Source organism: Kutzneria kofuensis (assembly GCF_014203355.1).
Classification (GTDB): domain Bacteria; phylum Actinomycetota; class Actinomycetes; order Mycobacteriales; family Pseudonocardiaceae; genus Kutzneria; species Kutzneria kofuensis.
On sequence record NZ_JACHIR010000003.1, the window covers coordinates 85,679 to 109,005 of the forward strand.

The following is a 23,327-nucleotide window of genomic DNA, read 5'->3' on the forward strand; positions in this document are numbered from 1 at the left end:
GGCAGGCCGGCGGCTTCCGCACGGGGCGAACGCGTTCTAGCGTTCGCCCCGCGACGGCCGAGCTGGTGTCCGCGGAGGGTCTCGTGACGTGCCCAGCGGCAACGGGTTGATGTCGCCGCGGGCCGAGTCCCGCCTGGACCCTGCGCGGGTCATGCCGGTGGTCAGCCGGCCAGGCTGAACTTCTCGGCGTGCACCTGGCGCTCGGGCACCTTCAACGCCCGCACGCTGGCCAGGACGGCGTTGGTCATGGCGGCCGGGCCGCAGACGAACACGTCGCGGGCCCAGATGTCCGGGACCATGTAACGCAGGCTCTCCGGGTTGAACTGCCCGGCCGACGGTCCACTGAGGACACGGACCACCGGCGCCAGGGCGCGGAGTTCGTCCAGCAGCACGGCATCCCGCTCGTCACGGACCCGGTACAACACCACGACGTGCCCGCGGATCTCCTCCAGCAGCGCGCGGATCGGCGTCACGCCGACGCCGCCGGCGATGAGCAGGGCGTGCGGGTGAACCTGGTTGGCGGTGGTGAAAGCGCCGTACGGACCCTCGGCGTAGACGCGAGTGCCGACCTTGAGGTCGCGCAGGGCGGCGCTCGCGGTGCCGACGGCCTTGGCGGTCAGGCGTAGGCAGCGGCCGTCCGGCGCGGCCGACAGCGAGAACGGGTTGGCGCGGTGCCACATGCCCTTGGCCAGGAAACGCCACACGAAGAACTGGCCCGCCCGTGCCGGCAGCTCGTGCAGGTTCCGGCCGGAGATGTAGACGGAGACGACGTTGTGCGACTCGGCGACCACGCCCGCGACCCGCAGCTGGTAGCGGCGGTTGCGCAGCAGCGGGCGGATCACCCGACCGGTGATCAGCACGCCGATCGCCGCGCCCCACAACAGGATCCAGTAGATGCGGCCGCCGGTGGACGCGATCGTCGTGCCGGAGATGAACTGGTGCGTGAACGCCAGCGCCACGATCGCGTAGGTCAGCAGGTGGATCGCGTGCCACGTCTCGTACGGCAGCCGCTTCCGCGCGATCCGGGCCGAGGTCGCGCCCACGACGATCACCAGCAGGAAGGCGATGATCGCCAGGAAGACGCCGGTGAACGTGTCGGACAGGACAACAACCTCGGAGATCACGTCGTGGGCCTCGAGCTCGGCGTAGCCGACCACGATCAGCACCACGTGCGCCAGCAACGTCCACATCAGACCGATGCCGTTCCAGCGGTGGTAGGACGTGAGCCGGTCCATGCCGAGCCGCTCGTCCAGCCACGGCAGGCGGGCGATGAGCAGGAACTGGAAGGCCATCAGCAGGCCCGCCACCAGCCCGGCGATTCGTTCCAGCGTGATCAGGATGTTCGGTGACGCCCCGGTCGCCACCACCAGCGCGGCGACGATCAGCACGTTCACGCCGAGCGCCGCGAGCAGCGCCACGCGCGCCGTCGAGCGGCGGTCCGGCTTGGCGGCCGGCGCCACGGCCGGACGGTGTTGAGTGGTGGTCACGGGGTCCTCCCGGGGAATCGGTACGCCAGCACACACGAACCGGCGCCGCCCCCGGTTCACCCCGCGACCAAGATCTTTCCTCGCCGGGGACCGGTCGCCGCGTGGAACCCAGCCCGTGACGTGCTCGGCGTCCTCGGTCACCACCCGATCGGCGAAACTTTCGATGTCGCGGATTCCCGCCGTCACGGTCCGAACGCCCTCGGCGATCACCAGCCGTTGCTACGGTTCAACGGTGGGTGAAAGTGGGGTTCTGCATACCGACAGCGCGGCGCTGACCAGGGTGTCGTCGGACTTCGGCGGGATGATCCGACGCCGGCCGGACGCGGTGCTGGTGCCGGGTGCGGCCGCCGACATCGCCGAGGTCATCCGCTCCGGCAGGCCCGTGACCGCCCGTGGGCGCGGGCATTCCACGCACGGCCAGTCGCTTGTGGACGGTGGCGTCGTGATCGACATGGCCGGCCTGGGCACCGTGCACCGGGTCGAGCCCGGCTACGCCGTCATCGACGGCGGCGCCTCGTGGCGGACCGTGCTGGAAGCGACTCTGCCGCACGGGTTGACGCCACCCGTGATCACCGACTTCCTCGATCTCTCCGTCGGCGGCACGCTCTCGCTCGGCGGCATCGGCGGCACCAGCCATCGTCACGGGGCGCAGTCCGACAACGTGCTCGAACTGGAGGTTGTCACCGGCGCCGGCGAGATCGTCACCTGCTCACCGGGGACGGACCTGTTCCGGGCCGTGCTCGGCGGGCTCGGCCAGTGCGGCATCATCACCCGGGCGACGATCAAGCTGGTGGCGGCCCCGCCGACCGTCCTCCACCGCAAGATCCGCTACCCCGACACCGCCGCCCTGAACGCCGCCCAGCGGGATCTGGTCCTCAGTGGACAGTGTGACCACGTCGAGGGGCTCATCGTCCAGGACGGCGGCTGGTCGCACGTCCTTGAGGCCGTCTCCTTCGGGGCGGAGGAGTTCGCCGTGCCCGGCGGCGGCGAGATCATCCGGTCGGAAACCGTGTCGTACTTCGACTTCCTCAACCGCCTGGGCACCGAGGACGAGTTCCTGGCCACCCTCAGCCGCCGCGTCCAACCCCGCCCCTGGTGCACCGTCTTCCTGCCCCACACCGCCATCGACGCAGCCGTCGACGCCTCGCTGGCCCGGCCGCTGGCCGAGGTCGGCACCGCCGGCGGGTTCCTCGTCTATCCCATCCAGCGGTCCGTCTTCAACACCCCGCTCCTGCGCGTCCCCGAGGACCCGATGCCCTTCCAGTTCAGCGTCTTCCGTTACGCCGACGACGACGGTGACTCCGCCGCCATGCTCGCCGCCAACCGCGCCGTGTACGGTCTCGCCCTCGCCGCCGGCGGCACCCTCTACCCCTTCGCCTCCGTGCCCCTCGACCACGCCGGCTGGCAGGCGCACTGGGGCCCGCACTGGGAATTCCTTCGTGCCGCCAGGTCCAGCTACGACCCGGCCGGCATCCTCAACCGCGGACAGGGCATCTTCCCGTGAGCCCGCAGCGGAACCGGGTGACGCCGACCGGGGAGATCGAGGCGTTTCCGTTGCGCGGGGCGTGGACGGGCAACCGCGGCGTGATCCACCGCGGCCGGGAGATCGTGCGGTTCCACGCCGGCGACCTGTGGATCACGTGTGCGCTGGAGTTCAAGGGGCGGTGGCGGGAGCAGTGGCTGCCGAACCGGTGGACGCACCTCTACTTCCACGACGAGGCGGTGTCGTTCGCCGCCGGCCACCGGCCGTGCGGAGAATGCCGGCGGGCCAGCTACGTCGCCTACCGGGACGCCTGGGCCGATGCCGTGGGCCACCGGCCGTCCGCCACGGAGATGAACCGCCAGCTGCACGGCGAGCGCATCATCCGCGGCACCCACACCCGGCGGTTCCACGACCTGCCGTGGGCCGGGCTGCCCGATGGCACGTTTGTGCTGGTGGACGCGCTGCCGGCGCTCGTCGTCGACGGCTCGCTGGCGCTGTGGACCCGGGCCGGCTACCTCGGCCGCAAGCGGCGGCCGACGGCCGGCACCGCCACGGTGATCACCCCGCCGTCCACGGTCACGGTGCTCCGGGCCGGCTATCCGGTGCAGGTCGACGAGTCGGCCCGTCACTAAAATCGTGGTGTGATCACCGTGGCGACCTGGAACGTGCTGCACCGCATCCACGCCGACAACTGGGGCGAGGACGTGGCCGGCAACTGGCCGGACGAGGCGAAGCGGGTCGCCGCGATCGCGCACCGGGTGGCCGAGCTGACCGAGGACGTCATCGCGCTGCAGGAGGTCAGCGGCGACCAGTTGGCGGCCCTGCGCGAGACCGGCCGCACGGTGCACGCGATGCGGTACCCGCGGCTCCCGCGCCCGAGGGTGACGACCTCCCAGCTCACGGACGACGCCGAATACCTGGTGCTGCTGGTGAACGGCCCGAGCCGGGAGCTCTCGCAGGAGGCGTTCCCGGACGACGGCGGCAAGGGAGCGCTCGCGATCACCGTCGAGGGCCTGACGGTCGTCGCCACGCACGTCAGCTGGGGCCGGAAGCGCGTCGGCCAACTGACCAGGCTGGCGGCGCTCGCGCCCGCGCCGGCCGTGCTGCTCGGCGACTTCAACGCCGACGCCGAGACGGTGCTGGCCGTCCTGGGCGACGACTTCGGCGCCGCCGAGTTGCCGCCGGGGGAGCCCACCCGCGGCAGGCAGGTCATCGACCACGTGATCGTGCACGGCGCGACGGCCACGAACGCGCAGGTGCTCAACGCGGACGGCCTCTCCGACCACAACCCGGTGCGGGCGACGATCAGTTACTGACCGGAAAGCGCTCGTTGCCGAGCACGTTGAGCAGCTGCAGCTTCTCGTACCCCTCGGACCGCGGCGCGGCGGTCAGCACGAGCAGCGCCTGCGACTGGTCCTCGGTGAACAGGGCCTGGCAGTCCACTTCGATGGGTCCCAGCTCGGGGTGTATCAGCGTCTTGTGGTCGACGAACCGCTGCGCGACCTCCTGCCGTTCCCACAGCTCGGCGAACTCGGCGCTGGCCTTGCACAGCACTGCCACCAGCTCGCCGGCCCGCGACTTCGGGCCCATCTGGCCGTAGGCGGCGCGAAGGTTGGCGACCAGGGCCCGGCTCTGCCGGTCACGATCGTCCTCGGGATAGACCTTGCGCTGGTCGAGGTCGGTGAACCAGCGGTAGATCTCGCTGCGGGCATGCCCGGTGTGCCCGGTGTGGTCCCCGAGCAGGGCCTTGGACATGCGGTTCTGCACCAGCACCTCGCCGAGGTTGGACAGGATCAGCGCGGGCGTGTCGTCGAGGCGGTCCAGCACCCGCAGCAGCGCGGGGGCGACGTGCGCGGCGACCGAGATGGAGGACGGGGCGTTGCGTCCGGCGACCCGGAACAGGTAGTCCCGCTCCTGGGTGGACAGCCGCAGCGCCCGGGCCAACGCGGCCAGCATCTGCTCGCTGGGCTGCGGGCCCCGTTCCTGCTCCAGCCGCGTGTAGTAGTCGGTCGACATCGCGGCGAGTGACGCCACCTCCTCCCGGCGCAGTCCCCGGGTACGGCGGCGTGCGCCGGTGGGCAGCCCGATGTCCTCGGGTTGCAGCGCCTCCCGTCGCGTGCGCAGGAACGCGGCCAGTGCGGGTCGATCCATGCACCCAGTATCGGACCGGGCCGATCGGCCAGCCAGGGATCGCCGATCCCCCGATATGCGCTCTCTGCACACGTCCGCCGAAACCGAGCAGGCTTCAGGCCATGGACATCACCGGAAACACGATCTTCATCCCCGGCGCCACCAGCGGCATCGGCCTCGCCCTGGCACTGGCCCTGAAGGACAAGGGCAATAAGATCATCATCGGCGGGCGGCGGGCCGCGCTGCTCGACCAGATCGCCGCCGAGCACCCCGAGATCGACACGGTGCAGATCGACACCGCGGACTCGGCCAGCATCCAGGTCGCGGCCAAGGAGGTGCTGGCCCGGCACCCCGAGCTGAACGTGCTCATCGCGATGGCCGGCATCATGCAGGTGGAGGACTGGCACAAGCCGGCGGGCTTCCTCGCCTCGGCCGAGGCCGTCGTGACGACCAACGTGCTCGGCCCGATCCGCCTGGTCGCGGCCTTCGTCGAGCACCTGCAGACCCGCCCGGACGCCACCATCGTCACCGTCTCCTCGGGCCTGGCGTTCACCCCGCTCAAGGTCACGCCGAGCTACAACGCCTCCAAGGCCGCCATCCACATGCTCAGCGAGTCGCTGCGCCTGCAGCTGTCCGACACCACCGTCAAGGTGCTGGAGCTGGAGCCGCCGTCGGTGCGCACCCCGCTGATGCCCGGCCAGGAGGACAACGAGCACGCCATGCCGCTCGACGAGTTCATCGCCGAGGTCGTGACCCTGATCGAGACCCAGCCGGACGCCAAGGAGATCCAGGTGGAGCGGGTGAAGTTCCTCCGCTACGGCGAGGCCCGCGGCGACTACGACCAGGTCGTGGCCACGCTGAACGGGACCGACCCGCACGGCAAGTAGCCCGATGCCGGCCGGCGACGCGAAAACCCCACGCGTCGCCGGCATCTTCCGTGCCAGAATCCGCCGAGTGCCCGACTTTCGCAGCTTCGACGGCCTGAGGATCGCGTACCGGGAACTGGGGGAGGGCCGGCCGGTCGTGCTGCTGCACGGCATGATGGGCCTCGGCTCGCAGTGGATCGACCAGGGGCCGGCGGCGGCCATCGCCGAGCGCGGCCACCGGGTGATCCTGCCCGATCTGCGCGGGCACGGCGACAGCGCCCGGCCGCACGATCCGACCGGCTATCCGCCGGACGCGCTCGCCGACGACATGCTGGCCCTGGTCGAGCACCTCGGCCTCGACGACTACGACCTCGGCGGCTACTCGCTGGGTGGCCGCGTGACCCTGCGGATGCTGGTTCGCGGCGCCCGTCCGCGCCGCGCCGTCATCGCCGGTCAGGGCTTGGACGCGATCGAGGGAGTGACCAGCAGGACCGGCGGCTATCGCAGCGTGCTGACCTCGATCCTCGACGGCGGCGAGCTGGATCCCGCCGGGCAGCGGACCGCGCGCTGGCTGGACCAGCTCGGCGCCGACCCGTACGCGCTGCTGCACGTGCTGGACACGCATGTGGCGACGCCGATCGAGGACCTGGGCCGGGTGAAGGTGCCGACGCTGGTGCTGGTCGGCGACGGCGACGACGGGCACGCGTCCGCCGTGGACCTTGCGGCGGCGCTGCCCGAGTCGCGGTACGTGCGGGTTCCCGGCGACCACTGGAGCGCCTTCACCGGCCCGGACTTCGCCGCCGCGATCTTGGACTGGCTGGCCTACTGATCGCGAAACGTTTCGACGCGTAGCATGCCGGACCATGCGTGGTGACGCCCCGACGCTGGCGGAGATCGCACGGGAGGCGGGCGTGTCCACGCCGACCGTGTCGAAAGTGCTCAACGGACGCTCCGACGTCGCGCCGGCCACCCGCGCCCGCGTCGAGGAGCTGCTCCAGCGGCACGGCTACCGGCGGCGCTCCAGCGGACCACCGTCGCGGCTGTTCGACCTCGTGTTCCACGAGCTGGAGAGCGCGTGGGCGATGGAGGTCATCCGCGGCGTCGAGAACGTTGCCCGGCAGGAGAATCTGCACGTCGTGCTGTCCGAGTCGGCGGGTCGGCTGATGCCCGGCCAGTCCTGGGTGGACGGCGTGCTGGCGCGCCGGCCCAGCGGGGTCGTGCTGGTGCTCAGCGACCTCGACGCCACCCAGCGGACGCAGCTGGCCAGCCGCGACATCCCGTTCGTGGTGCTGGATCCGGCCGGCGACCCGGCCGAGGGCGTGCCGGCCGTCGGCACCAACAACTGGCTCGGCGGGCTCACCGCGACCCGGCACCTGATCGACCTCGGGCACCGGCGGATCGGCATGATCGGCGGCCCGTCCCGGATGATGTGCAGCCGCGCCCGGCTGGACGGCTACCGCGCCGCGCTGGAGACCGCCGGCCTGCCCGTCGACCTGAAACTGGTGCGGGAGGGCGACTTCCACTTCGAGTCCGGCTACAGCGCCGGCCGTGACCTGCTCTCGCGGCCGGAGCCGCCGACCGCCGTGTTCGCCGGCAACGACCTCCAGGCCCTCGGCCTCTACGAGGCCGCGCGCGAGCTCGGCCTGCGCGTTCCCGAAGACCTGAGCGTGGTCGGCTTCGACGACCTGCCGATGGCCCGCTGGGTCGGGCCGCCGCTGACCACCGTCCGGCAACCGCTCGTGGCGATGGCGGAAACCGCGGCGCGGCTGGCCTTGGAGCTCGGCCGCGGCGAGCGGCCCACCGCCACCCGGGTGGACCTGGCGACCACGCTGGTGATCCGGCACAGCACCGCCGCCCCCGGCAACGTTTGAGGTCGCGCGGCGTCTACGTTCGGAAACTCCGCCGAAACATCCGCTCTGTCCGCCACCGGTGAAGGCCCCGCCCCCGTCGGAAGGCGGGGGCGGTCGGACAGGGGTGAAAGTTCCGCGGAACGGACCCTGTCCCGTTCCGGCCGACAGCGACACCGGCGCTCCCCGGCGGGGAAGCGTCGGTGTTGACGTGCCCGAGGCCCGGCCCTACAGTCTGGCGAACCGGTTCGCGAACCGGTTCGCAGGCAAGGAGGCCGCGGGTGAACATCGGCGAGATCGCCAAGCTGGCCGGCGTGTCCCGGAGCACGGTGTCGTACGTGCTGAGCGGGAAACGGCAGGTGAGCCCCGAGCTGCACGAGCGCATCACCCGCGTGATCGAGGAGGCCGGCTACCGGCCCAACGCCACCGCCCGGGCGCTGGCCGAGGGCTCCACCCGGACGATCGGGCTGGTGATACCGCCGACCGGGCCGCACCTGAGCGTGGACCAACTGCACTTCGTCGGCGCGGTCGCGGAGGCCGCCGCCGACCGCGACTTCGACGTGCTGCTGTCGCCGGAGCGGCAGCAGTCGTTCGAGCGCATGGTCACGGAGAAACGCGTGGACGGCGTCATCCTGATGGAGACGGTGCTGCGCGACGCCCGCGTGACCAGGCTGATCGACGAAGGCTTTCCCTTTGTCACCATCGGCCGCACCGGCGCCGACGACGCGCACGGCTGGGTCGACCTCGACTACGCGGGCCTGGTGACCGAGGGGGTGCGACGCCTGTCGGCGTTGGGGCACAGGTCGATCGCGCTGGTCAACCGCCCGCAGGAGTTGTTGGACCACGAGTACGGCCCGGCGTTCCGGGCGGCGGACGCGTTCGAGAAGGCGACCGTCGAGTTGGAGATCGCCGGCATCTCGCGGTGCTGCGACGACAGCGACGATGCCGCCGCCGGCTGCCTGGACGAGATCCTCGCCCAGGCCCCGGACACGACGGCGATCCTGACCATCAACGAGCGCTCGCTCGCCGGCCTGGTGTCGGCGCTTTCGGCTCGTGGCAAGGCAATTCCGGACGACGTGTCGCTGCTGGCGATCACCTCCGTCCGCAACGCCACCGCGTTGCGTCCCCAGATCAGCGCCGCCGACGTGCCGGCCGCGGAGATGGGGGAGGCCGCCGTGGATGCGCTGCTGCGCCGCATCCGCTCCCACACCGAGCCCGGACCGAACGTGCTGATCTCGCCGCCTTTCGTCGACCGCGGCAGCCTCGCGCCGCCGCGCCGCTGACCCACCACTCTCTTTTGCGCGAAGGAGGCTTCGCGATGAGGAAACTCGCCCTGATCGCGGCGACCGTCATGCTGCTCACCGCCGGCTGCGGCGGCGCGTCCGCCGGTGACGACTCGACGCTGACCGAAATGGACTACTACAACACCGACCCCCTGCTCACCGCCTTGCCGCAGCTGCTCGACACCTGCGGCAAGCAGGCCGGCGTCACGATCAAGCGCCAGGTCGTCCCCGACCTGCGCACCAAGGTCTTACAACTGGTCGGCAGTCACGACGTGCCCGACCTGGTGCTGCTGGACAACCCGGACCTGCAGCAGATCGCCGCCACCGGCGCGTTGTCCGAACTCGGCCTCGCCACCGACGGCCTGTACCCCAACGTCGTCGAAGCCGGTCGCTACCAGGGCAAACTCTACGGCGTCGCACCCGGTGTGAACGCCCTTGCCCTGTACTACAACACCAAGCTCTTCGCCGCCGCCGGTGTCGCCCCGCCCAAGACCTGGGACGACCTCAAGGCCGCCGCCGCCCGCCTCACCACCGGCAACCAGCACGGCATCGGGTTCGCCGTTCCCGCCACCGAGGAGGGCAGCTTCCAGTTCGAGGCGTTCTTCCTCAGCGCCGGCGGTTCGTTGTCCAGTTTGGACTCCCCGCAGTCCGTCGCCGCGCTGCAACTGCTCACCGACCTCGTCGGCAGCGGTTCCGCTCCGAAGGACGTCCTCACCTGGACCCAGGCCAACCTGGAGGAGCAGTTCGCCAACGGCGCCCTCGCCATGATGGTCAACGGTCCCTGGCAGTTGCCCCAACTCGCCAAGGCCGGCATGACCGACTTCGCCATCGCCCCCATCCCCGTGCCCGCCGGCGGCACCCCGTCCAGCGCGCTGGGCGGCGAAGTCTGGGCCGCCGGCAACGGTCCCAGGTCGGCCAAGGCCACCGAGGTCGTCAAGTGCCTCACCGCCAAGGACAACAGCCTGTCCTGGTCGAAGCTGACGAACTATGTGCCCAGCAACGAACAGGCCGCCCATCAGCTGGCCGAGACCGATCCCCGGTTCAGGTCCTTCGTGGACGAGATCGCCGACGCCAAGGGCCGCACCGCCACCCTCGGCGTGAACTACCCGAAGTACTCGCAGGCCCTGTGGACAGCCGTGCAGTCCGCGCTGGCCGGCCGGGCCACTCCCGCCGCCGCGCTCGAAGCGGCCCAGAAGCAGGCGACCGGCCAATGAGAGCCGCACAGGACGGGGCAACGGTGGCCGGGGAGTGGCAGCGCCAGCCGGCCGCAGCCGGCGGGAGGCCGGGCCGGTGGGCCGTGGGGCGGCTCGGGTGGGAGCGCGGTGACCGCCCGGCGCGGGGGAGCGGCGTCCGGCGGCGGTGGAACTCCGTCGCCCGCATCGGCTTCGTCCTGCCGGTGATCCTCTACCTGGCCCTCTTCTTCCTCTACCCGCTCGTCAGCAATCTCGTTCTCTCGTTCCAGGACTTCGGCATCCAGTCGGTCTACAGTGGACGAGCACCGTTCAACGGCGTCGACAACTACCTGCGCCTGCTGCGCGACCCGGTGTTCGGCACAGCGGTGGTCAACACCGTCGTTTTCGTGGTGGGCTCGCTGGTCTTCCAGTTCACCATCGGCCTGGGGCTGGCGGTGTTCTTCAACCGGGCTTTCCCGCTGAGCGGGCTCCTGCGTTCGCTGCTGCTGATCCCGTGGCTGCTGCCGCTGGTGGTGACGGGCACGGTGTTCCGCTGGATCCTGGACACGAGCAACGGAGTGCTCAACCACGTGCTACTGAGCCTGCACCTCGTAGATGCGCCGGTGCCGTGGCTGAACAGCGTGAGCACGGCGATGATCGGCGTGTTGCTGTGCAACGTGTGGATCGGGATCCCGTTCAACATGGTGATCCTGTACGGCGGCCTGCGATCGATCCCCGTGGACGTGCACGAGGCGGCGGCACTGGACGGGGCCACGGGGTTGGCGCGGTTCCGGCACATCACGATGCCGCTGCTGAGGCCGGTGGTGGCGGTGGTGCTGACGCTGGGCCTGATCTACACGATCAAGGTGTTCGACGTGATCTGGGTGATGACCAAGGGCGGCCCGGCGAACTCGACGCAGACGGTGACCACCTACGGCTACCAGCTGTCCTTCGGCGGGCTGTCGCAGTTCGGGCTGGGGGCGGCGGCCAGCAACCTCCTGATCGTGGTGGCGCTGGTGTTCGCGGTCTTCTACCTGAGGTCGACGCGGTCCGAGGTGGTGGCGCGATGAGAACCGCCATCGCGATCGTCCTCCTCGCGGTGATGTTGTTCCCGCTGTACTGGATGGTCGACGCCTCCTTGCAGACCAACCAGCAGATCGCCGACCGGGAGCCGCACTGGTTGCCGTTCGGCGGAACCCTCGACGGTTACCGGGACGCGCTCGGCCAGCAGGGCGGCCACCTGGTCGTGTCGGTGATCGTCGCGCTCGGCACGGTTGTCCTGACGCTGCTGATCGCGGCGCCGGCGGCCTACGGGCTGTCGCGGCGGAACTCGCGGCCGGTGCTGTTCACGCTGCTCATCGTGCAGCTGATCCCGGGCATCGTGATGGCCAACGCGCTGTACCGGGTGTTCTCGACGCTGGGCGTGCTGAACTCGCCGGAAGCGTTGGTGCTGGCCGATTCCACGCTGGCGGTGCCGTTCGCGGTGCTGATCATGCGGGCCTTCATGCTGTCGGTGCCGAAGGAGCTGGTCGAGGCGGCCGGGCTCGACGGGGCCGGGGCGGTGCGCACGTTCGTCACGATCGTGTTGCCGGTCAGCCGCAACGGCGTGGTCACGGCCGGCTTGTTCGCGTTCCTGTTCTCGTGGGGCGACTTCATGTTCGCGTCCACGCTGAACCTCGGTGCCCCGAACTGGACGCCGATCACCGTCGGCCTCTACGACTTCATCGGCGCCGGCACGAACACCACCAGCTGGAACTCGGTGATGGCAACCGGGGTGCTGGCGTCGTTGCCGGTCGCCGTCCTGCTCGTGGTGGCGCAGCGGCACGTGTCGGCGGGCCTGGCCGCCGGCGCGGTCAAGGACTGAGGGGAGTCCCGTGACAGAACTGTGGTTCCGCAGCGGCGACCACGTGCTGTGCGCGCAGCCGTGGGGTGCGGACAGCATCCGGGTTCGCGTCGGCCGCAAGGCGATCCTGCCCGACATTCCGGGCGCGCTGGAGATCACGCCGCCGGAAGTGCCGGCAGCGGCAACGGAAACTTCGCTGACGGTCGGGAAGCTGCGGCTCGACCTGTCCGAGGACGGGCTGCTGACCTTCTCCGAGGACGGCAGGGAGTTGCTGGCCGAGCAGCCGGCGCACTTCGCCTGGCCGGGGCCGAGGTTGTTCGCCGCCAACGGCGACGGCTACCACCGGCTGGAACAGCGGTTCCGCGCCTACGAGGACGAGAAGATCTTCGGGCTCGGGCAGCACCAGCACGGCCGCCTCGACCAGAAGGGCATGGTGCTGGACCTGGTGCAGCGCAACGCGGAGGTGACGATCCCGTTCGCGTTGTCCTCCCGCGGCTACGGCATCCTGTGGAACCTGCCCGCCGTCGGCCGCGTCGAGTTCGCCGAGAACGGGACGCGTTGGGTGGCCGACTCGGCCCGGCAGATCGACTACTGGGTGACCACCGGCGACGGCCCGGCCGAGATCCTCCAGCACTACGCCGACGCCACCGGCCACGCGCCGGCCCTGCCGCACTGGGCAACCGGCTTCTGGCAGTCCAAGCTCCGTTACGAGACCCAGGACGAGCTGCTCGCCGTCGCCCGCGAGTACCGCGATCGCGGCCTGCCGCTGGCGGTGATCGTGGCCGACTACTACCACTGGACGCACCTGGGGGACTGGCGGTTCGACCCGGCGGAGTGGCCGGACCCGGCGGCGATGGTGAAGGAACTCGACGGCATGGGCGTGAAGCTCATGGTGTCGGTGTGGCCGTCGGTGAACCCGTTGAGCGAGAACTACGAGCACATGCGGGACAACGGGTTCCTGATCGGGACCGAGCAGGGCATGCCGCTGCACCAGATCTTCCCGGACAAGGGTTTCGACGGGAACCGGCACGGCGTCGCCTTCTACGACGCCACCGACCCGGCTGCGCGCGACTTCGTCTGGGAGAAGCTGAAGGCCGGCTACTACGACCACGGGGTGCGGGTGTGGTGGTTGGACGCCTGCGAGCCGGAGATCTTCCCGGAGCAGTTCGGCAACCTCCGCTTCGCCGCCGGGCCGGGCCGCGAGGTGGCGAATCTTTATCCCCGCGAACACGTTCGGGGCCTGCACGAGCACATGGCCGCCGAGGGGGAGGACGAGGTCGTCTGTCTGGTGCGGTCGGCCTGGGCGGGCAGCCAGCGGTTCGGGGCGGCGCTGTGGTCCGGTGACATCCCGGCGACGTTCGCCTCGCTGCGCACCCAGATCCGCGCCGGCCTGAACGTCGCCATCAGTGGAATCCCGTGGTGGACAACGGACATCGGTGGTTTTCACGGCGGCGACCCGTCGTCGGAGGAGTACCGCGAGCTGATGGTCCGCTGGTTCCAGTACGGCGTGTTCTGCCCGCTGTTCCGCCTGCACGGCCACCGTGAGCCCCGGATCGGCTTCGGCGCGGGACATTCCGGCGGTCCCAACGAGGTCTGGTCGTACGGCGACGACGCGTACGAGCTCGTCGCCGAGCAGCTGCGCCTGCGGGAGCGCCTCCGCGACTACATCCACGAGCAGCTGCGAACGGGATTCCCGTTGCAGCGCCCCATGTTCGTGGACTTCCCGGACGATTCGTCCGCATGGACGGTCGAGGACCAGTTCCTGTTCGGTCCCGACCTGCTCGTCGCGCCGGTCACAGAGTTCGGCGCACGGTCCCGCCCGGTGCACCTGCCGGCCGGAACCGCCTGGATCGACGTGCACACCGGCATCGAGCACGCCGGCGGTGTCACCGTCGAGGCCCAGGCCCCGCTGGCGCGCATCCCCGTCTTCCGGCGCGCCGGCAGCACCCTGCACCTGTAGGACCGACGAAGGGTCAACGATGACCACGTCCCTTGTCGCCGCGGCCACCCTGCTGCTCGCCGCGGCGGTTCCCTCACCGCAGACCGACCACACTGTCACCGTCGATCTCGGCACGTCGCTGGGCGCGCCGACCGGCGTCGGCTCCGGCTTCCTCTACGGCCTGAGCCAGGACGGCAGCGCACCCGCCGACAACCTGCTCCGCCCGCTCAACGTGAAGTCCGGCCGCGGCGGCGGGGCCCGGATCGACGGGCACGGCTGGATCGGCGACGGCATGACCGCCGGCAACGGCTACCGCGTCCGGATCACCTCCGCGCTCGACCAGGCCCGGCGGCTGAGCACCTACCAGGCCGGCTACGACCTTCTGGTCAGCGATCTGTTCGGCGCCGACACCACGCAACCGTCGTCGACGGTGTATCCCTGCACCAACGGCGACTGTTCCAACTGGACGAAGTTCATCGACCAGGTCGTCAACGACGTCAGGGCATCCGGGCTGACCGTGAACTACGACGTGTGGAACGAACCGGACGGCACCGCGTTCTGGCCCGCCGGCATGAACTCCACGCAGTACTTCCAGATGTGGGACGCCGCCGTACGCGAGATCCGGCGACTCGCACCTGCCGCGTCGATCATGGGGCCGAGCATGTCCGGCTGGAATCCGTCGGCGCTGGGCACGTTCCTCGACCACGCGAAGTCCGCCGGCACCGTCCCGACCTACCTGAACTGGCACTTCAGCCCGCACCCGGTCGAGGACGCGCGCACCGCCCAGTCCCTGCTGTCCGCCCGGGGAATCACGGGAGTCAAGCTCGCCGACAACGAGTACCTGTTCTCCGGCGAGCAGCACGCCGGCTACGAGGCGTGGTACCTGGCCGAGCTGGCGAAGTCCGGGATCAGCCTGGCCGATCACGCCATCTGGTCGGACTGCTGCGTCACCGGCAGCCTCGACTCGACCCTGGTCAACGGGCAGCCGACCGGCCAGTGGTGGGTGTACCAGGCGTACGCCAACATCACCGGCCAGCTCGTCTCCGTCGACAATGCCGGCGCCTCGACCGACGCCGTCGCCGCCAAGGACCAATCGCTTCGACGGGCGACTGTCCTGTTGGGAGACTCGGCCGGCAACACGGGGACGATCACCCTGGCGTTGCGGAACCTTCCCTCCTGGCTGGCGGGAAGTTCCGGCGTGCAGGTGACCGTGCAGCGCATCCCCGACCAGAACCCCTTGGCGCAGCCCATCACCGTCAGCACGACGGTCGTCACCGGCAACGCGACCGTGCCGATCGGCTGGGCCGCCGGCACCGACGCCTACTTCGTCACGCTGTCACCGGCGAACGGCCCGATCACCCGGATCATCGACGGCACGGTGACCTCCGGCCCCGACTACTTCCAGTACGGCAGCAACTGGGGTCAGACCAACGGCGTCTCCGACATGTACGACGGCACCGCGAACTGGAGCTACGTCCCGGGTTCCGTCGCCCAGTTCCACTTCACCGGCAGCCAGGTCGCGCTGCATGCCGTGCGGGACTTCGACCAGGGCCAGATGCTGCTGTCCATGGACGGCGGCCCGGCCGTCACCATCGACGACTACGCCCCGAGCCGGAACGCCTCCGGCATAGTGTGGACGAGCCCCGGCCTCACCACGGGGGCGCACACGCTGACGATCACCGTTGGCAGCGGCCAGAACCCCGCCAGCGCCGGCCGGAACATCGCGATCGACCGCGCCGACGTGAGTTGACTGCGCTGAAGGAACGAGGCGTCCAGGGCACGCGTCCCCTATGCCACGCTGTCCGGCGCGAAGTAGTCGCGCAGCCGCGCTATCTTCCCGTCGCGCAGGCGGACGATCTGCACCAGCGACTTGGCCACGCCGTCGACGACGGTGTCGATCTCGGCGATGAACACGTCGGGGTCGGCGGTGTCGTGCAGCACGTAGCTTGACCGCGTGGTGTCGACGGTGCCCTGGGCGCCGGCCGGCAGCCGGTAGTACTCGGCCATGCCTGCCCGGATCGCGTCCCGGCCGACGAGGTGGTTGGGGAAGACGTGCCCGTCGGGGACGAGCGGCGCCTCGAACACGCCGTCCTCGGTGAAGAGGTCCGCGAGCGCGTCGGCGTCGCGGCTGAGCGCGCCGGCGTGCACGTAGCGGCCGAAGATCTCTCGCACGGTGGCTCCTCTGCTGGTGGGGCCGCCGACGATAGGCGTTGGAAGGCGAGCGGGATCCGTGAACCGGCTGGTTACTGCCCGGACGGGTGTCGTCGGGGGCGTGATCCACTGGGGCCGGGCAGACTGTCGGCGTGAGCAACGAGAGACACCATCGCACCGGGATGGCGGCGCTGGCGGTGAGCGCGCTCGGCGTCGTCTTCGGCGACATCGGCACCAGCCCGCTGTACTCGCTGCAGACGGTCTTCGCCATCGACGGCGGCGCGATCCGGCCGGTGGCGGCCGACGTGTACGGCGTGATCTCGCTGGTCTTCTGGGCCGTGCTGCTGATCGTGTCGATCAAGTACGTGGTGTTCGTGATGCGCGCCGGCAACGACGGCGAGGGCGGCATCATGGCGCTGGCGGCGCTGATCCGGCGCAGCGTCACCGGCCGGACCAGGATGGTCGCGACGGCGATGCTGTTCGGGGTGATCGGAGCGTCGCTGTTCTTCGGCGACAGCGTGATCACCCCGGCGATCTCCGTGCTGTCCGCGGTCGAGGGCATCGAGGTGGTGTCGCCGGAGATCAAGGAGATCGTGCTGCCGGTCGGCGTCACCATCCTGGTGGTGCTGTTCCTGGTGCAGCGCCTCGGCACGCACCGGGTCGGCCGGTTCTTCGGGCCGGTGATGCTGCTCTGGTTCGTGGTGATCGGGGTGCTCGGGCTGCCGTGGGTCGTGGCCAGGCCCGGTATCCTGCTGGCGCTGTCGCCGACGTCGGCCGTCGCGTTCTTCGTGGACCGCCCGCTGCTGGCGTTCATCGCGATGGGCGCGGTCGTGCTGGCCATCACCGGCGCCGAGGCGCTCTACGCCGACATGGGCCACTTCGGCCGGCCGGCGATCAGCCGGGCCTGGTTCTTCGTGGTGTTTCCCGCCCTGACGCTGAACTACCTCGGCCAGGGGGCGCTGATTCTCAGCCGGCCCGACGCGGTGGCGAACCCGTTCTTCATCCTGGCCCCGGGCTGGGCGCAGATCCCGCTGATCGTGCTGGCCACGGTGGCGACCGTCATCGCGTCGCAGTCGGTGATCTCGGGTGCGTTCTCGATGGCCCGGCAGGCCGTTCAGCTGGGATTCCTGCCGATCCTGACCGTGCGCCACACCTCGAAGGAGGAAAGCGGCCAGATCTACGTGCCGGGAATCAACTGGATTCTGCTGGCCGGCGTGCTGATCTTGACGGTGACCTTCGGCTCCTCGCAGTCCCTTGCCACGGCATACGGACTCGCGGTCACCGGCACGCTGCTCCTGACGACGTCGCTGTTCCTCGTGCTGGCGGCCGCCGCGTGGCACTGGAAGTGGTGGCAGCTGACGCTCGTCGCCGTCGTGTTCGGCGGGCTGGAGCTGGTGTTCCTCGCCGGCAACCTGACCAAGGTCGTGCACGGCGGCTGGCTGCCGCTCCTGCTCGGCGCGCTCGTCGTTACGGTCATGCTGACCTGGCAGCGCGGCCGCCGGGTCGTCACCGCGCGCCGGGCCGAAATCGAGGGTTCGATGGCGGAGTTCGTGGACGAGCTGCGTTCCGCCGGCACCGTCCGCGTGCCGGGAACCGCCGTGTTCCCGCACCCCTCGAAGGAGACCGTGCCGCTCGCTCTGCGGGCGAACTTCGAGTTCAACGGCGTCGTGCACGAACACGTCGTGATCGTGACCGTGATCCCCGAGAACGTCCCTCATGTGCCACGCAACGAGCGCCTGAACGTGGATTCCCTGCACCGGACCGACGACGGCATCGTCCACCTGACCGTGCGCTTCGGTTTCCAGGACGACCAGGACATTCCGTCCGCCCTGCGCGACGCCTTCATGCTCACCTCCGAACTGGAGGTCGATCCGGCGTCGGCCTTCTACTACCTTTCCCGCGTCAGCATCGAGCTCGGGGCCGGCGACGGCCTGCCCCGATGGCAGAAGATGCTGTTCATCGGGCTCGCGCACAACGCGGCCAGCCCGGCGTTGTACTTCCGGCTGCCGGTCGAACGGACCGTGGTGATGGGAACCCGCGTGGATCTCTAACCGTGGTGATGGGGAATCCCCAGCACCGCGTGATCCGCGAACCCGAGCGCCTCGTCGACCAGCCCCGACAGGTGGTCGCTGGTGATGCGGTAGAGCATCCGCCGGCCGTCCCGGCGCGCCTGGACGAGGCCGGCGAGCCGCAGCCGCCCCAGGTGCTGCGACACGGATGACCGTGACGCCGCCACCTGCGTGGTCAGGGTGGTGACGTCCTGCTCGCCGTCGCCGAGCAGCCGGAGCAGGTGCAGCCGGGTCGGGTCGGCCAGGTGGCGCAGCACGTCGGCGGCGACGGCGAGCCGTTCGCCGTCGATCTGCTGGTGCGAATCGCTGGCACCTGCCATGTTCTTGTGCGCGCACATGCTTGCATATTGCTCCTGACCAGCGCATCCTGGCAACGTGACGCCTCAACACGGACACGGTCACGGCCACCGGCACTCGCGGTGGGCGAAGCTGCGGCATCTGGTCACGCCGCACAGCCATGACAGCGCCGATCGCGTCGACACGGCGTTGGAGACCAGCCGGCAGGGCATGCGGACCCTGGCGTGGTCCTTCGCCGCGCTGTTCGTCACGGCTGTCGCGCAGCTCGCGGTGGTGCTGGTCAGCGGCTCCGTGGCGTTGCTCGGCGACACCATCCACAACTTCGCCGACGCGCTGACGGCCGTGCCGCTCGGCGTCGCGTTCCTGCTCGGCCGCCGCGCCGCCACCCGCCGCTACACGTACGGTCTGGGCCGCGCGGAGGACCTCGCCGGGGTTGTGGTCGTTCTGATCATCGCCGGCTCCGCGGTGGTCGCCGGCTGGCAGGCCGTCGACCGCCTCTTCCACCCGCAGACCGTCGATCACCTCTGGGTGGTCGCCGCTGCGGGTGTCATCGGCTTCCTGGGCAACGAGATCGTCGCCCGCTACCGCATTGTCGTCGGCCGCCGCATCGGCTCCGCCGCCCTCGTCGCCGACGGCGTGCACGCCCGGACCGACGGCTTCACCTCGCTCGCCGTTGTCCTCGGCGCCGGGGGAGTGGCTCTCGGTTTCCCGCTCGCCGACCCGATCATCGGGCTCGGCATCACCGTGGCCATCCTGTTCGTGCTTCGCGACGCCGCCCGTGAGGTCTTCCGCCGGCTCATGGACGCCGTCGACCCCGCCACCATCGACCTCGCCGAGCGCACGGCGTCGGAAGTGCCGAATGTCCTTGCCGCCGGCCAGGTTCGGATGCGCTGGATCGGCCACACCCTGCGCGCCGAGCTCGCCGTGACCGTCGACGCCGACCTCACCGTCGAGCAGGCGCACCGCATCGCCCACGACGTCGAACACCGGCTTGTGCATGCCGTTCCCCGTCTCGCCGCCGCCACCGTGCACACCGAGCCCGCCGTCCGCGCCGGCGACGCCCACCAGACCCTCGCGCATCACCGGTGATCTAGGAACTCCCTGATCGCCGGCGCGACCCTGCGGTCGAACATCGTCGTCATGTGATCGCCGCCCTCGATCGCCAGCAGCGTCGCGTCCGGGATCCCCGCCGCCGTGGCGCGAGCCAGTTCGAACGGGATGATCGCGTCCCGCGTGCCCGCGATCACCAGGGTCGGCGCCGCAACCTCGCCGAGGCGGTCTGTCACGTCCCAGTTCTGCACCGCCTCGACCAGCGCGAACTCGCCCGGCGCTCGCTTCCTTCCGCCGACGGCCGCCGCCGCGTACGCCACGAACGTCAGCACGCGTCGAGGCCCCCGCGTCACCAGCCCGCTCGCCGCCCACGGATCGTTCCGCCCCTCCCGCTCGCCCCGCGTCAGCCGCAGCAGCGTTTTCTTTCCCTGCTCACCCGGTCTGCTCGCGATCGTGCAGAGGATCAGTCGCCGCACCACGTCCGGATGATCGATCGCCAGTTGCAGCGCCGTCGCCCCGCCGCCCGACGTGCCCATCACGTCCACTGCCCCGTCGAACCGCTCTCGCAACGCCGTCGCGTGCCACCCCGCTAGCTCCGCCAGCGTCGTCCCCACCCGCATCGCCGGCGGCCGCTGGATGTGGTGGACCCGCCGGTTCAACCCCCGTGCCAGCACTGTCGCCGAGAAGCCCGCCAGCGGCGGCACCTTCACCGCCAGATCCGCCCCCTTGCCCAGCCCTGGCAACGTGACCAGCGGCGGACCTTCCCCCACCACCACCGCTGTCAACCCGTCGTTCAGCCGCTCCCCACGCATGTTCCCCCCTTGTCCCGTGCCGGTGGAACGCCGCCGACCCCGGCTCGGGTTCCATGCTTGAGCGTGGCTTGACGCGAGGTGCTTCGCCTCCGACACACCACTGAGTTTCAAAACGGAACTGTGATGCTACCGTGAGCCCCATGGACGAGATCACCACGGCGGTGGACGGCCCGGCGCTGACGATCACCATCAACCGGCCGGCCAAGCGCAACGCGCTGACCACGGCGATGTACCGCGAGCTCGCGACCGCGCTCCGAGACCATCGCGACGTCCGGGTGGTGGTCCTCACCGGCACCGGCGGCGTGTTCAGCGCGGGCAACGATCTCGGGGACTTCGTCGGCGACTTCAAGGCGGACGACGCCGTGCGGCAGTTCCAGGAGGCGGTGCTCGACACGACGGCGGTGCTGGTCGCGGCGGTCGACGGCCCGGCCGTCGGCATCGGGGCGACACTGTTGCTGCACTGCGATCTCGTGTACGCGACCGAGCGCAGCTATCTGCAGTTCCCGTTCGTCAACCTCGGCGTGGTGCCGGAGTTCGGCAGCAGCCTCCTGCTGGCGCAGCGCGTCGGCCGGCAGCGGGCAGCGGAGCTGCTGCTGTTCGGCGACCGCCTGCCGGCCACCACGGCGCAAGAACTGGGACTGGTCAACGAAGTTCTCGTCAACGTTGAAGAACTGCACACCCGCGTCAAGGACCGGGTGTCCACGCTGCTGGCGAAGCCGGCCCGGTCGCTACAGGAGACCCGGGCGTTGCTGCACAACACAATTCACCCGCACGACCAGCTCGAGCGCGAATCGGTCGTGTTCGGGGAACTGCTCGACGACCCGGACACGAAGGCCCGTATCGAGGCGATGCGCCGCTGACCGGCGGCGGTCGGCTCCCCGGGCCGGCGCGATGAGCGCGCCGCGGCCCGGCGAGTAGCGGCGACATCGCCCCAAATGTCCCGGAGATCGAAGTGACCCGGGTCGCCTGGCACACTCGCGTGATGGCGACCCTGGTGGCGTTCCACGCGCACCCCGACGACGAGGTGCTCCTTACCGGCGGCACACTGGCGAAAGCGGCCGCCGAGGGGCATCGCGTGGTGATCGTCGTGGCGACCGACACCATGGTCGCCGCCGACGAGGGGCAGCCGCAGCGCATGATCGAGCTGCGGGCCAGCGCCCACGTACTGGGCGCGCAGCGGGTCGTGCACCTCGGGTACGCCGACAGCGGTCACGGCCCCGTGCTCTATCCCGACCCGCCGGACCGGCAGCGCTTCGCCCGCGCCGACGTGGACGAGGCCGCCGGCCGGCTCGCCGAGCTGCTTCGCGAGGAACGGGCCGACCTGCTGCTCAGCTACGACGCCAATGGCGGCTACCGGCACCGTGATCACGTCAAGGTGCACGTCGTCGGCAAGCGGGCCGCCGAACTGGCCGGTGGCGTGCGGGTGTTGGAGGCGACAGTGCCGCGTGACTTCGTCGTCCGCATGATGCGGCTGATCCGCCTGCTCCGGGTGCCGTTCGGACACGACCCGGAGGCGTGGGCGAGCGCGTTCAGCCCGTCGAACGCGATCACGCACCGGATCTCCGTGCGGAAGTACGCCGCCCAGAAGCAGTCGGCGCTGGCCATGCATCGCACGCAGGTCTACGGCGGCGGGCGGCTGGCGGCGGTGATGCGGCTGCTGGTGCGGATGCCGACCAGGCTGTTCGGCCTGCTCCTGGGCTACGAATGGTTCGTGGAGGAGCCTTAGAAGGCCAGCTCGGGCTCGGCGTCGCGGCGGCCGGTGCGCGGCAGCACGGCGTAGACGGCCCAGCCGATCACGGCCAGCCCCAGCCACGTGATGGCCCGGTAGAACAACACGATCGCGCCGGCCGGCGCGGCGGCGATGCCCGCGCCGAGCAACACACCCAGCAGGCCGGTCTCGGCGAGGCCGGCGCCGCCGGGCAGGATCTGCAGCGCGATGCTGCCCTGCACGATCAGGAAGCCGACGACCAGCGCCGCCCAGGGGATCTCGACGTCGACGCTGAGCACGCTCGCCACCAGCGTGACGAAGTCGAGGACCCAGCTCAGCAACGCGACGCCCACGAGCGCCAGCCACCGGCGGCCGCTGGGGCGCATCGACGCCACGTTGTCCGACAGCGCGATCGCCGAGGATTCGGCGCGCTCGGCCCAGCTGCGGGGCGCGAGGCGGAGCAGGGCGTGCAGGCCGCGGCGCAGCACGGCCGGGTGCGTCAGCAGCTGCCACGCGCCGATCGTCCCGAAGCCGATGACCAACGCGATCGGCACCGCCACGATGGCCGGCAGCTCGCCGGCGACGGCCAGCGCCAGCGCGCCGATGACGATCAACGTCACGGTGGTGATCAGCCCGGCCATCAGCACCGACCAGGCGGCGACCGGCCCGTTCACGCCACGCTTGCGCAGCTGCGTGATGCCGTAGCCGAGCGACCCGGCCCCGCCGACCACGGGCACCGTCGTCGAGACCGCGTTCTGCGCGAAGTTGATGCCCTGCACAGTGCCGGCCGGCAGCTCGACGCCGCCCACGACCAGCAGCTGCCGGTGCAGTTCCCCATATGCCGCGAGCGCCCCGGCGCCGCTCAGGATCGCCACGAGCAGCCAGCCCCACTGCACGTGGTCGAGGTGCACGCCGGTCGCGGTGAACTGGGCGACCATGTCCGGGATCCGCCACGCGACCCATCCCAGTGCGGCCCCGACCACGGCCCAGTGCAGCACGGCGCGCCACGGGAAGACGAACGGCTTGTGCTCTTCGTGCACCCACCCGATAGCCGTCATCGCCGCCTCCCTCGTCCACCCGAGTCAACCTTGCCGTCGGTGAACGAATTTCCGCCAACGGCGGCGATGTGGCCAGCGTCTCTCCGACTCAGGCCGCCCTGTGCCCCTCGCGGACGCGCGAGAGGCAGGGCG

Annotated in this window: 22 protein-coding genes; 16 read left to right on the forward strand and 6 right to left on the reverse strand. The window is 70.6% G+C overall.

Annotated features, from left to right (window positions below; translation table 11 throughout):
• Window positions 1-161: 161 nt before the first annotated feature.
• Window positions 162-1,487 carry a ferredoxin reductase family protein gene (locus BJ998_RS42615; RefSeq protein WP_184869863.1) on the reverse strand — a complete coding sequence of 442 codons (1,326 nt, stop codon included), beginning with the start codon at window positions 1,485-1,487 and terminating at the stop codon, window positions 162-164.
• A gap of 232 nt (window positions 1,488-1,719) precedes the next feature.
• Between BJ998_RS42615 and BJ998_RS42620 the strand changes: the two genes are divergently transcribed.
• Genes BJ998_RS42620 through BJ998_RS42630 form a run of 3 tightly spaced genes read left to right on the forward strand, consistent with a single transcriptional unit; the run spans window position 1,720 to window position 4,286 of the window.
• On the forward strand, window positions 1,720-2,991 hold the full coding sequence (locus BJ998_RS42620) for an FAD-binding protein (protein WP_184869864.1): 1,272 nt from the start codon (window positions 1,720-1,722) through the stop codon (window positions 2,989-2,991).
• The gene (locus BJ998_RS42625) at window positions 2,988-3,602 is read left to right on the forward strand and encodes a hypothetical protein (RefSeq protein WP_221339619.1); all 615 of its coding nucleotides are present in this window, start codon (window positions 2,988-2,990) and stop codon (window positions 3,600-3,602) included. The genes BJ998_RS42620 and BJ998_RS42625 overlap by 4 nt, the downstream gene beginning before the upstream one ends.
• Before the next feature lie 9 nt (window positions 3,603-3,611).
• Window positions 3,612-4,286 carry an endonuclease/exonuclease/phosphatase family protein gene (locus BJ998_RS42630; protein ID WP_184869865.1) on the forward strand — a complete coding sequence of 225 codons (675 nt, stop codon included), beginning with the start codon at window positions 3,612-3,614 and terminating at the stop codon, window positions 4,284-4,286.
• On the opposite strand, the gene BJ998_RS42635 is transcribed toward BJ998_RS42630, so the two are convergent.
• Complete coding sequence (locus tag BJ998_RS42635) at window positions 4,276-5,121, reverse strand: MmyB family transcriptional regulator (protein WP_184869866.1); 846 nt, start codon at window positions 5,119-5,121, stop codon at window positions 4,276-4,278. The two genes, BJ998_RS42630 and BJ998_RS42635, sit on opposite strands and share 11 nt — an antisense overlap.
• Before the next feature lie 101 nt (window positions 5,122-5,222).
• Between BJ998_RS42635 and BJ998_RS42640 the strand changes: the two genes are divergently transcribed.
• The 9 genes from BJ998_RS42640 to BJ998_RS42680 all read left to right on the forward strand — a co-directional run bounded on the left by BJ998_RS42640 (window position 5,223) and on the right by BJ998_RS42680 (window position 15,800).
• Entirely contained in the window at window positions 5,223-5,987 is a 765-nt protein-coding gene (locus tag BJ998_RS42640; RefSeq protein ID WP_184869867.1) for an SDR family oxidoreductase, read from the forward strand.
• 67 nt (window positions 5,988-6,054) lie between these two features.
• The gene (locus BJ998_RS42645) at window positions 6,055-6,795 is read left to right on the forward strand and encodes an alpha/beta fold hydrolase (RefSeq protein WP_312890656.1); all 741 of its coding nucleotides are present in this window, start codon (window positions 6,055-6,057) and stop codon (window positions 6,793-6,795) included.
• Window positions 6,796-6,829: 34 nt separating this feature from the next.
• On the forward strand, window positions 6,830-7,837 hold the full coding sequence (locus tag BJ998_RS42650; RefSeq protein WP_184869869.1) for a LacI family DNA-binding transcriptional regulator: 1,008 nt from the start codon (window positions 6,830-6,832) through the stop codon (window positions 7,835-7,837).
• 257 nt (window positions 7,838-8,094) lie between these two features.
• Window positions 8,095-9,096, forward strand: coding sequence for a LacI family DNA-binding transcriptional regulator (locus tag BJ998_RS42655; RefSeq protein ID WP_184869870.1), 1,002 nt, complete (start codon window positions 8,095-8,097; stop codon window positions 9,094-9,096).
• Between the two features lie 35 nt (window positions 9,097-9,131).
• Complete coding sequence (locus tag BJ998_RS42660; RefSeq protein WP_221339620.1) at window positions 9,132-10,310, forward strand: sugar ABC transporter substrate-binding protein; 1,179 nt, start codon at window positions 9,132-9,134, stop codon at window positions 10,308-10,310.
• Window positions 10,307-11,338 (forward strand): carbohydrate ABC transporter permease, encoded by a 1,032-nt coding sequence (locus tag BJ998_RS42665; protein ID WP_184869871.1) that lies wholly within the window; start codon window positions 10,307-10,309, stop codon window positions 11,336-11,338. The genes BJ998_RS42660 and BJ998_RS42665 overlap by 4 nt, the downstream gene beginning before the upstream one ends.
• Window positions 11,335-12,132 carry a carbohydrate ABC transporter permease gene (locus BJ998_RS42670; protein ID WP_184869872.1) on the forward strand — a complete coding sequence of 266 codons (798 nt, stop codon included), beginning with the start codon at window positions 11,335-11,337 and terminating at the stop codon, window positions 12,130-12,132. Before BJ998_RS42665 ends, BJ998_RS42670 begins: the two co-directional genes overlap by 4 nt.
• A gap of 10 nt (window positions 12,133-12,142) precedes the next feature.
• Window positions 12,143-14,071, forward strand: a complete 1,929-nt coding sequence (locus BJ998_RS42675) for a glycoside hydrolase family 31 protein (protein ID WP_184869873.1) — start codon at window positions 12,143-12,145, stop codon at window positions 14,069-14,071.
• 19 nt (window positions 14,072-14,090) lie between these two features.
• Window positions 14,091-15,800, forward strand: coding sequence for a GH39 family glycosyl hydrolase (locus BJ998_RS42680; protein ID WP_184869874.1), 1,710 nt, complete (start codon window positions 14,091-14,093; stop codon window positions 15,798-15,800).
• Between the two features lie 38 nt (window positions 15,801-15,838).
• Here the strand turns inward: BJ998_RS42680 and BJ998_RS42685 are convergent, their stop codons facing one another.
• The gene (locus BJ998_RS42685) at window positions 15,839-16,222 is read right to left on the reverse strand and encodes a nuclear transport factor 2 family protein (RefSeq protein WP_221339621.1); all 384 of its coding nucleotides are present in this window, start codon (window positions 16,220-16,222) and stop codon (window positions 15,839-15,841) included.
• A gap of 131 nt (window positions 16,223-16,353) precedes the next feature.
• Between BJ998_RS42685 and BJ998_RS42690 the strand changes: the two genes are divergently transcribed.
• Entirely contained in the window at window positions 16,354-18,252 is a 1,899-nt protein-coding gene (locus BJ998_RS42690; protein ID WP_312890657.1) for a potassium transporter Kup, read from the forward strand.
• Here the strand turns inward: BJ998_RS42690 and BJ998_RS42695 are convergent.
• Complete coding sequence (locus BJ998_RS42695; protein ID WP_184869875.1) at window positions 18,249-18,608, reverse strand: ArsR/SmtB family transcription factor; 360 nt, start codon at window positions 18,606-18,608, stop codon at window positions 18,249-18,251. The genes BJ998_RS42690 and BJ998_RS42695 overlap by 4 nt on opposite strands.
• A gap of 37 nt (window positions 18,609-18,645) precedes the next feature.
• Between BJ998_RS42695 and BJ998_RS42700 the strand changes: the two genes are divergently transcribed.
• Entirely contained in the window at window positions 18,646-19,656 is a 1,011-nt protein-coding gene (locus BJ998_RS42700; protein WP_184869876.1) for a cation diffusion facilitator family transporter, read from the forward strand.
• On the opposite strand, the gene BJ998_RS42705 is transcribed toward BJ998_RS42700, so the two are convergent.
• Window positions 19,647-20,429, reverse strand: a complete 783-nt coding sequence (locus BJ998_RS42705) for an alpha/beta fold hydrolase (protein ID WP_184869877.1) — start codon at window positions 20,427-20,429, stop codon at window positions 19,647-19,649. The two genes, BJ998_RS42700 and BJ998_RS42705, sit on opposite strands and share 10 nt — an antisense overlap.
• A gap of 140 nt (window positions 20,430-20,569) precedes the next feature.
• On the opposite strand from BJ998_RS42705, the gene BJ998_RS42710 reads away from it, so the two are divergent.
• The gene (locus BJ998_RS42710; protein WP_184869878.1) at window positions 20,570-21,289 is read left to right on the forward strand and encodes an enoyl-CoA hydratase-related protein; all 720 of its coding nucleotides are present in this window, start codon (window positions 20,570-20,572) and stop codon (window positions 21,287-21,289) included.
• A gap of 122 nt (window positions 21,290-21,411) precedes the next feature.
• Window positions 21,412-22,155, forward strand: coding sequence for a PIG-L deacetylase family protein (locus BJ998_RS42715; protein ID WP_184869879.1), 744 nt, complete (start codon window positions 21,412-21,414; stop codon window positions 22,153-22,155).
• On the opposite strand, the gene BJ998_RS42720 is transcribed toward BJ998_RS42715, so the two are convergent.
• A complete protein-coding gene (locus BJ998_RS42720; RefSeq protein WP_184869880.1) occupies window positions 22,152-23,195 on the reverse strand; it encodes a lysylphosphatidylglycerol synthase transmembrane domain-containing protein in 1,044 nt (347 codons plus the stop codon). The genes BJ998_RS42715 and BJ998_RS42720 overlap by 4 nt on opposite strands.
• Window positions 23,196-23,327 lie beyond the last annotated feature (132 nt).

Coding starts and splice junctions, on each gene's coding strand:
- BJ998_RS42710 (WP_184869878.1), top strand. CDS start 20,570: ATGGACGAGATCACCACGGCGGTGGACGGCCCGGCGCTGACGATCACC.
- BJ998_RS42720 (WP_184869880.1), bottom strand. CDS start 23,195: ATGACGGCTATCGGGTGGGTGCACGAAGAGCACAAGCCGTTCGTCTTC.
- BJ998_RS42715 (WP_184869879.1), top strand. CDS start 21,412: ATGGCGACCCTGGTGGCGTTCCACGCGCACCCCGACGACGAGGTGCTC.
- BJ998_RS42660 (WP_221339620.1), top strand. CDS start 9,132: ATGAGGAAACTCGCCCTGATCGCGGCGACCGTCATGCTGCTCACCGCC.
- BJ998_RS42665 (WP_184869871.1), top strand. CDS start 10,307: ATGAGAGCCGCACAGGACGGGGCAACGGTGGCCGGGGAGTGGCAGCGC.
- BJ998_RS42695 (WP_184869875.1), bottom strand. CDS start 18,608: ATGTGCGCGCACAAGAACATGGCAGGTGCCAGCGATTCGCACCAGCAG.
- BJ998_RS42670 (WP_184869872.1), top strand. CDS start 11,335: ATGAGAACCGCCATCGCGATCGTCCTCCTCGCGGTGATGTTGTTCCCG.
- BJ998_RS42650 (WP_184869869.1), top strand. CDS start 6,830: ATGCGTGGTGACGCCCCGACGCTGGCGGAGATCGCACGGGAGGCGGGC.
- BJ998_RS42705 (WP_184869877.1), bottom strand. CDS start 20,429: ATGCGTGGGGAGCGGCTGAACGACGGGTTGACAGCGGTGGTGGTGGGG.
- BJ998_RS42680 (WP_184869874.1), top strand. CDS start 14,091: ATGACCACGTCCCTTGTCGCCGCGGCCACCCTGCTGCTCGCCGCGGCG.
- BJ998_RS42640 (WP_184869867.1), top strand. CDS start 5,223: ATGGACATCACCGGAAACACGATCTTCATCCCCGGCGCCACCAGCGGC.
- BJ998_RS42635 (WP_184869866.1), bottom strand. CDS start 5,121: ATGGATCGACCCGCACTGGCCGCGTTCCTGCGCACGCGACGGGAGGCG.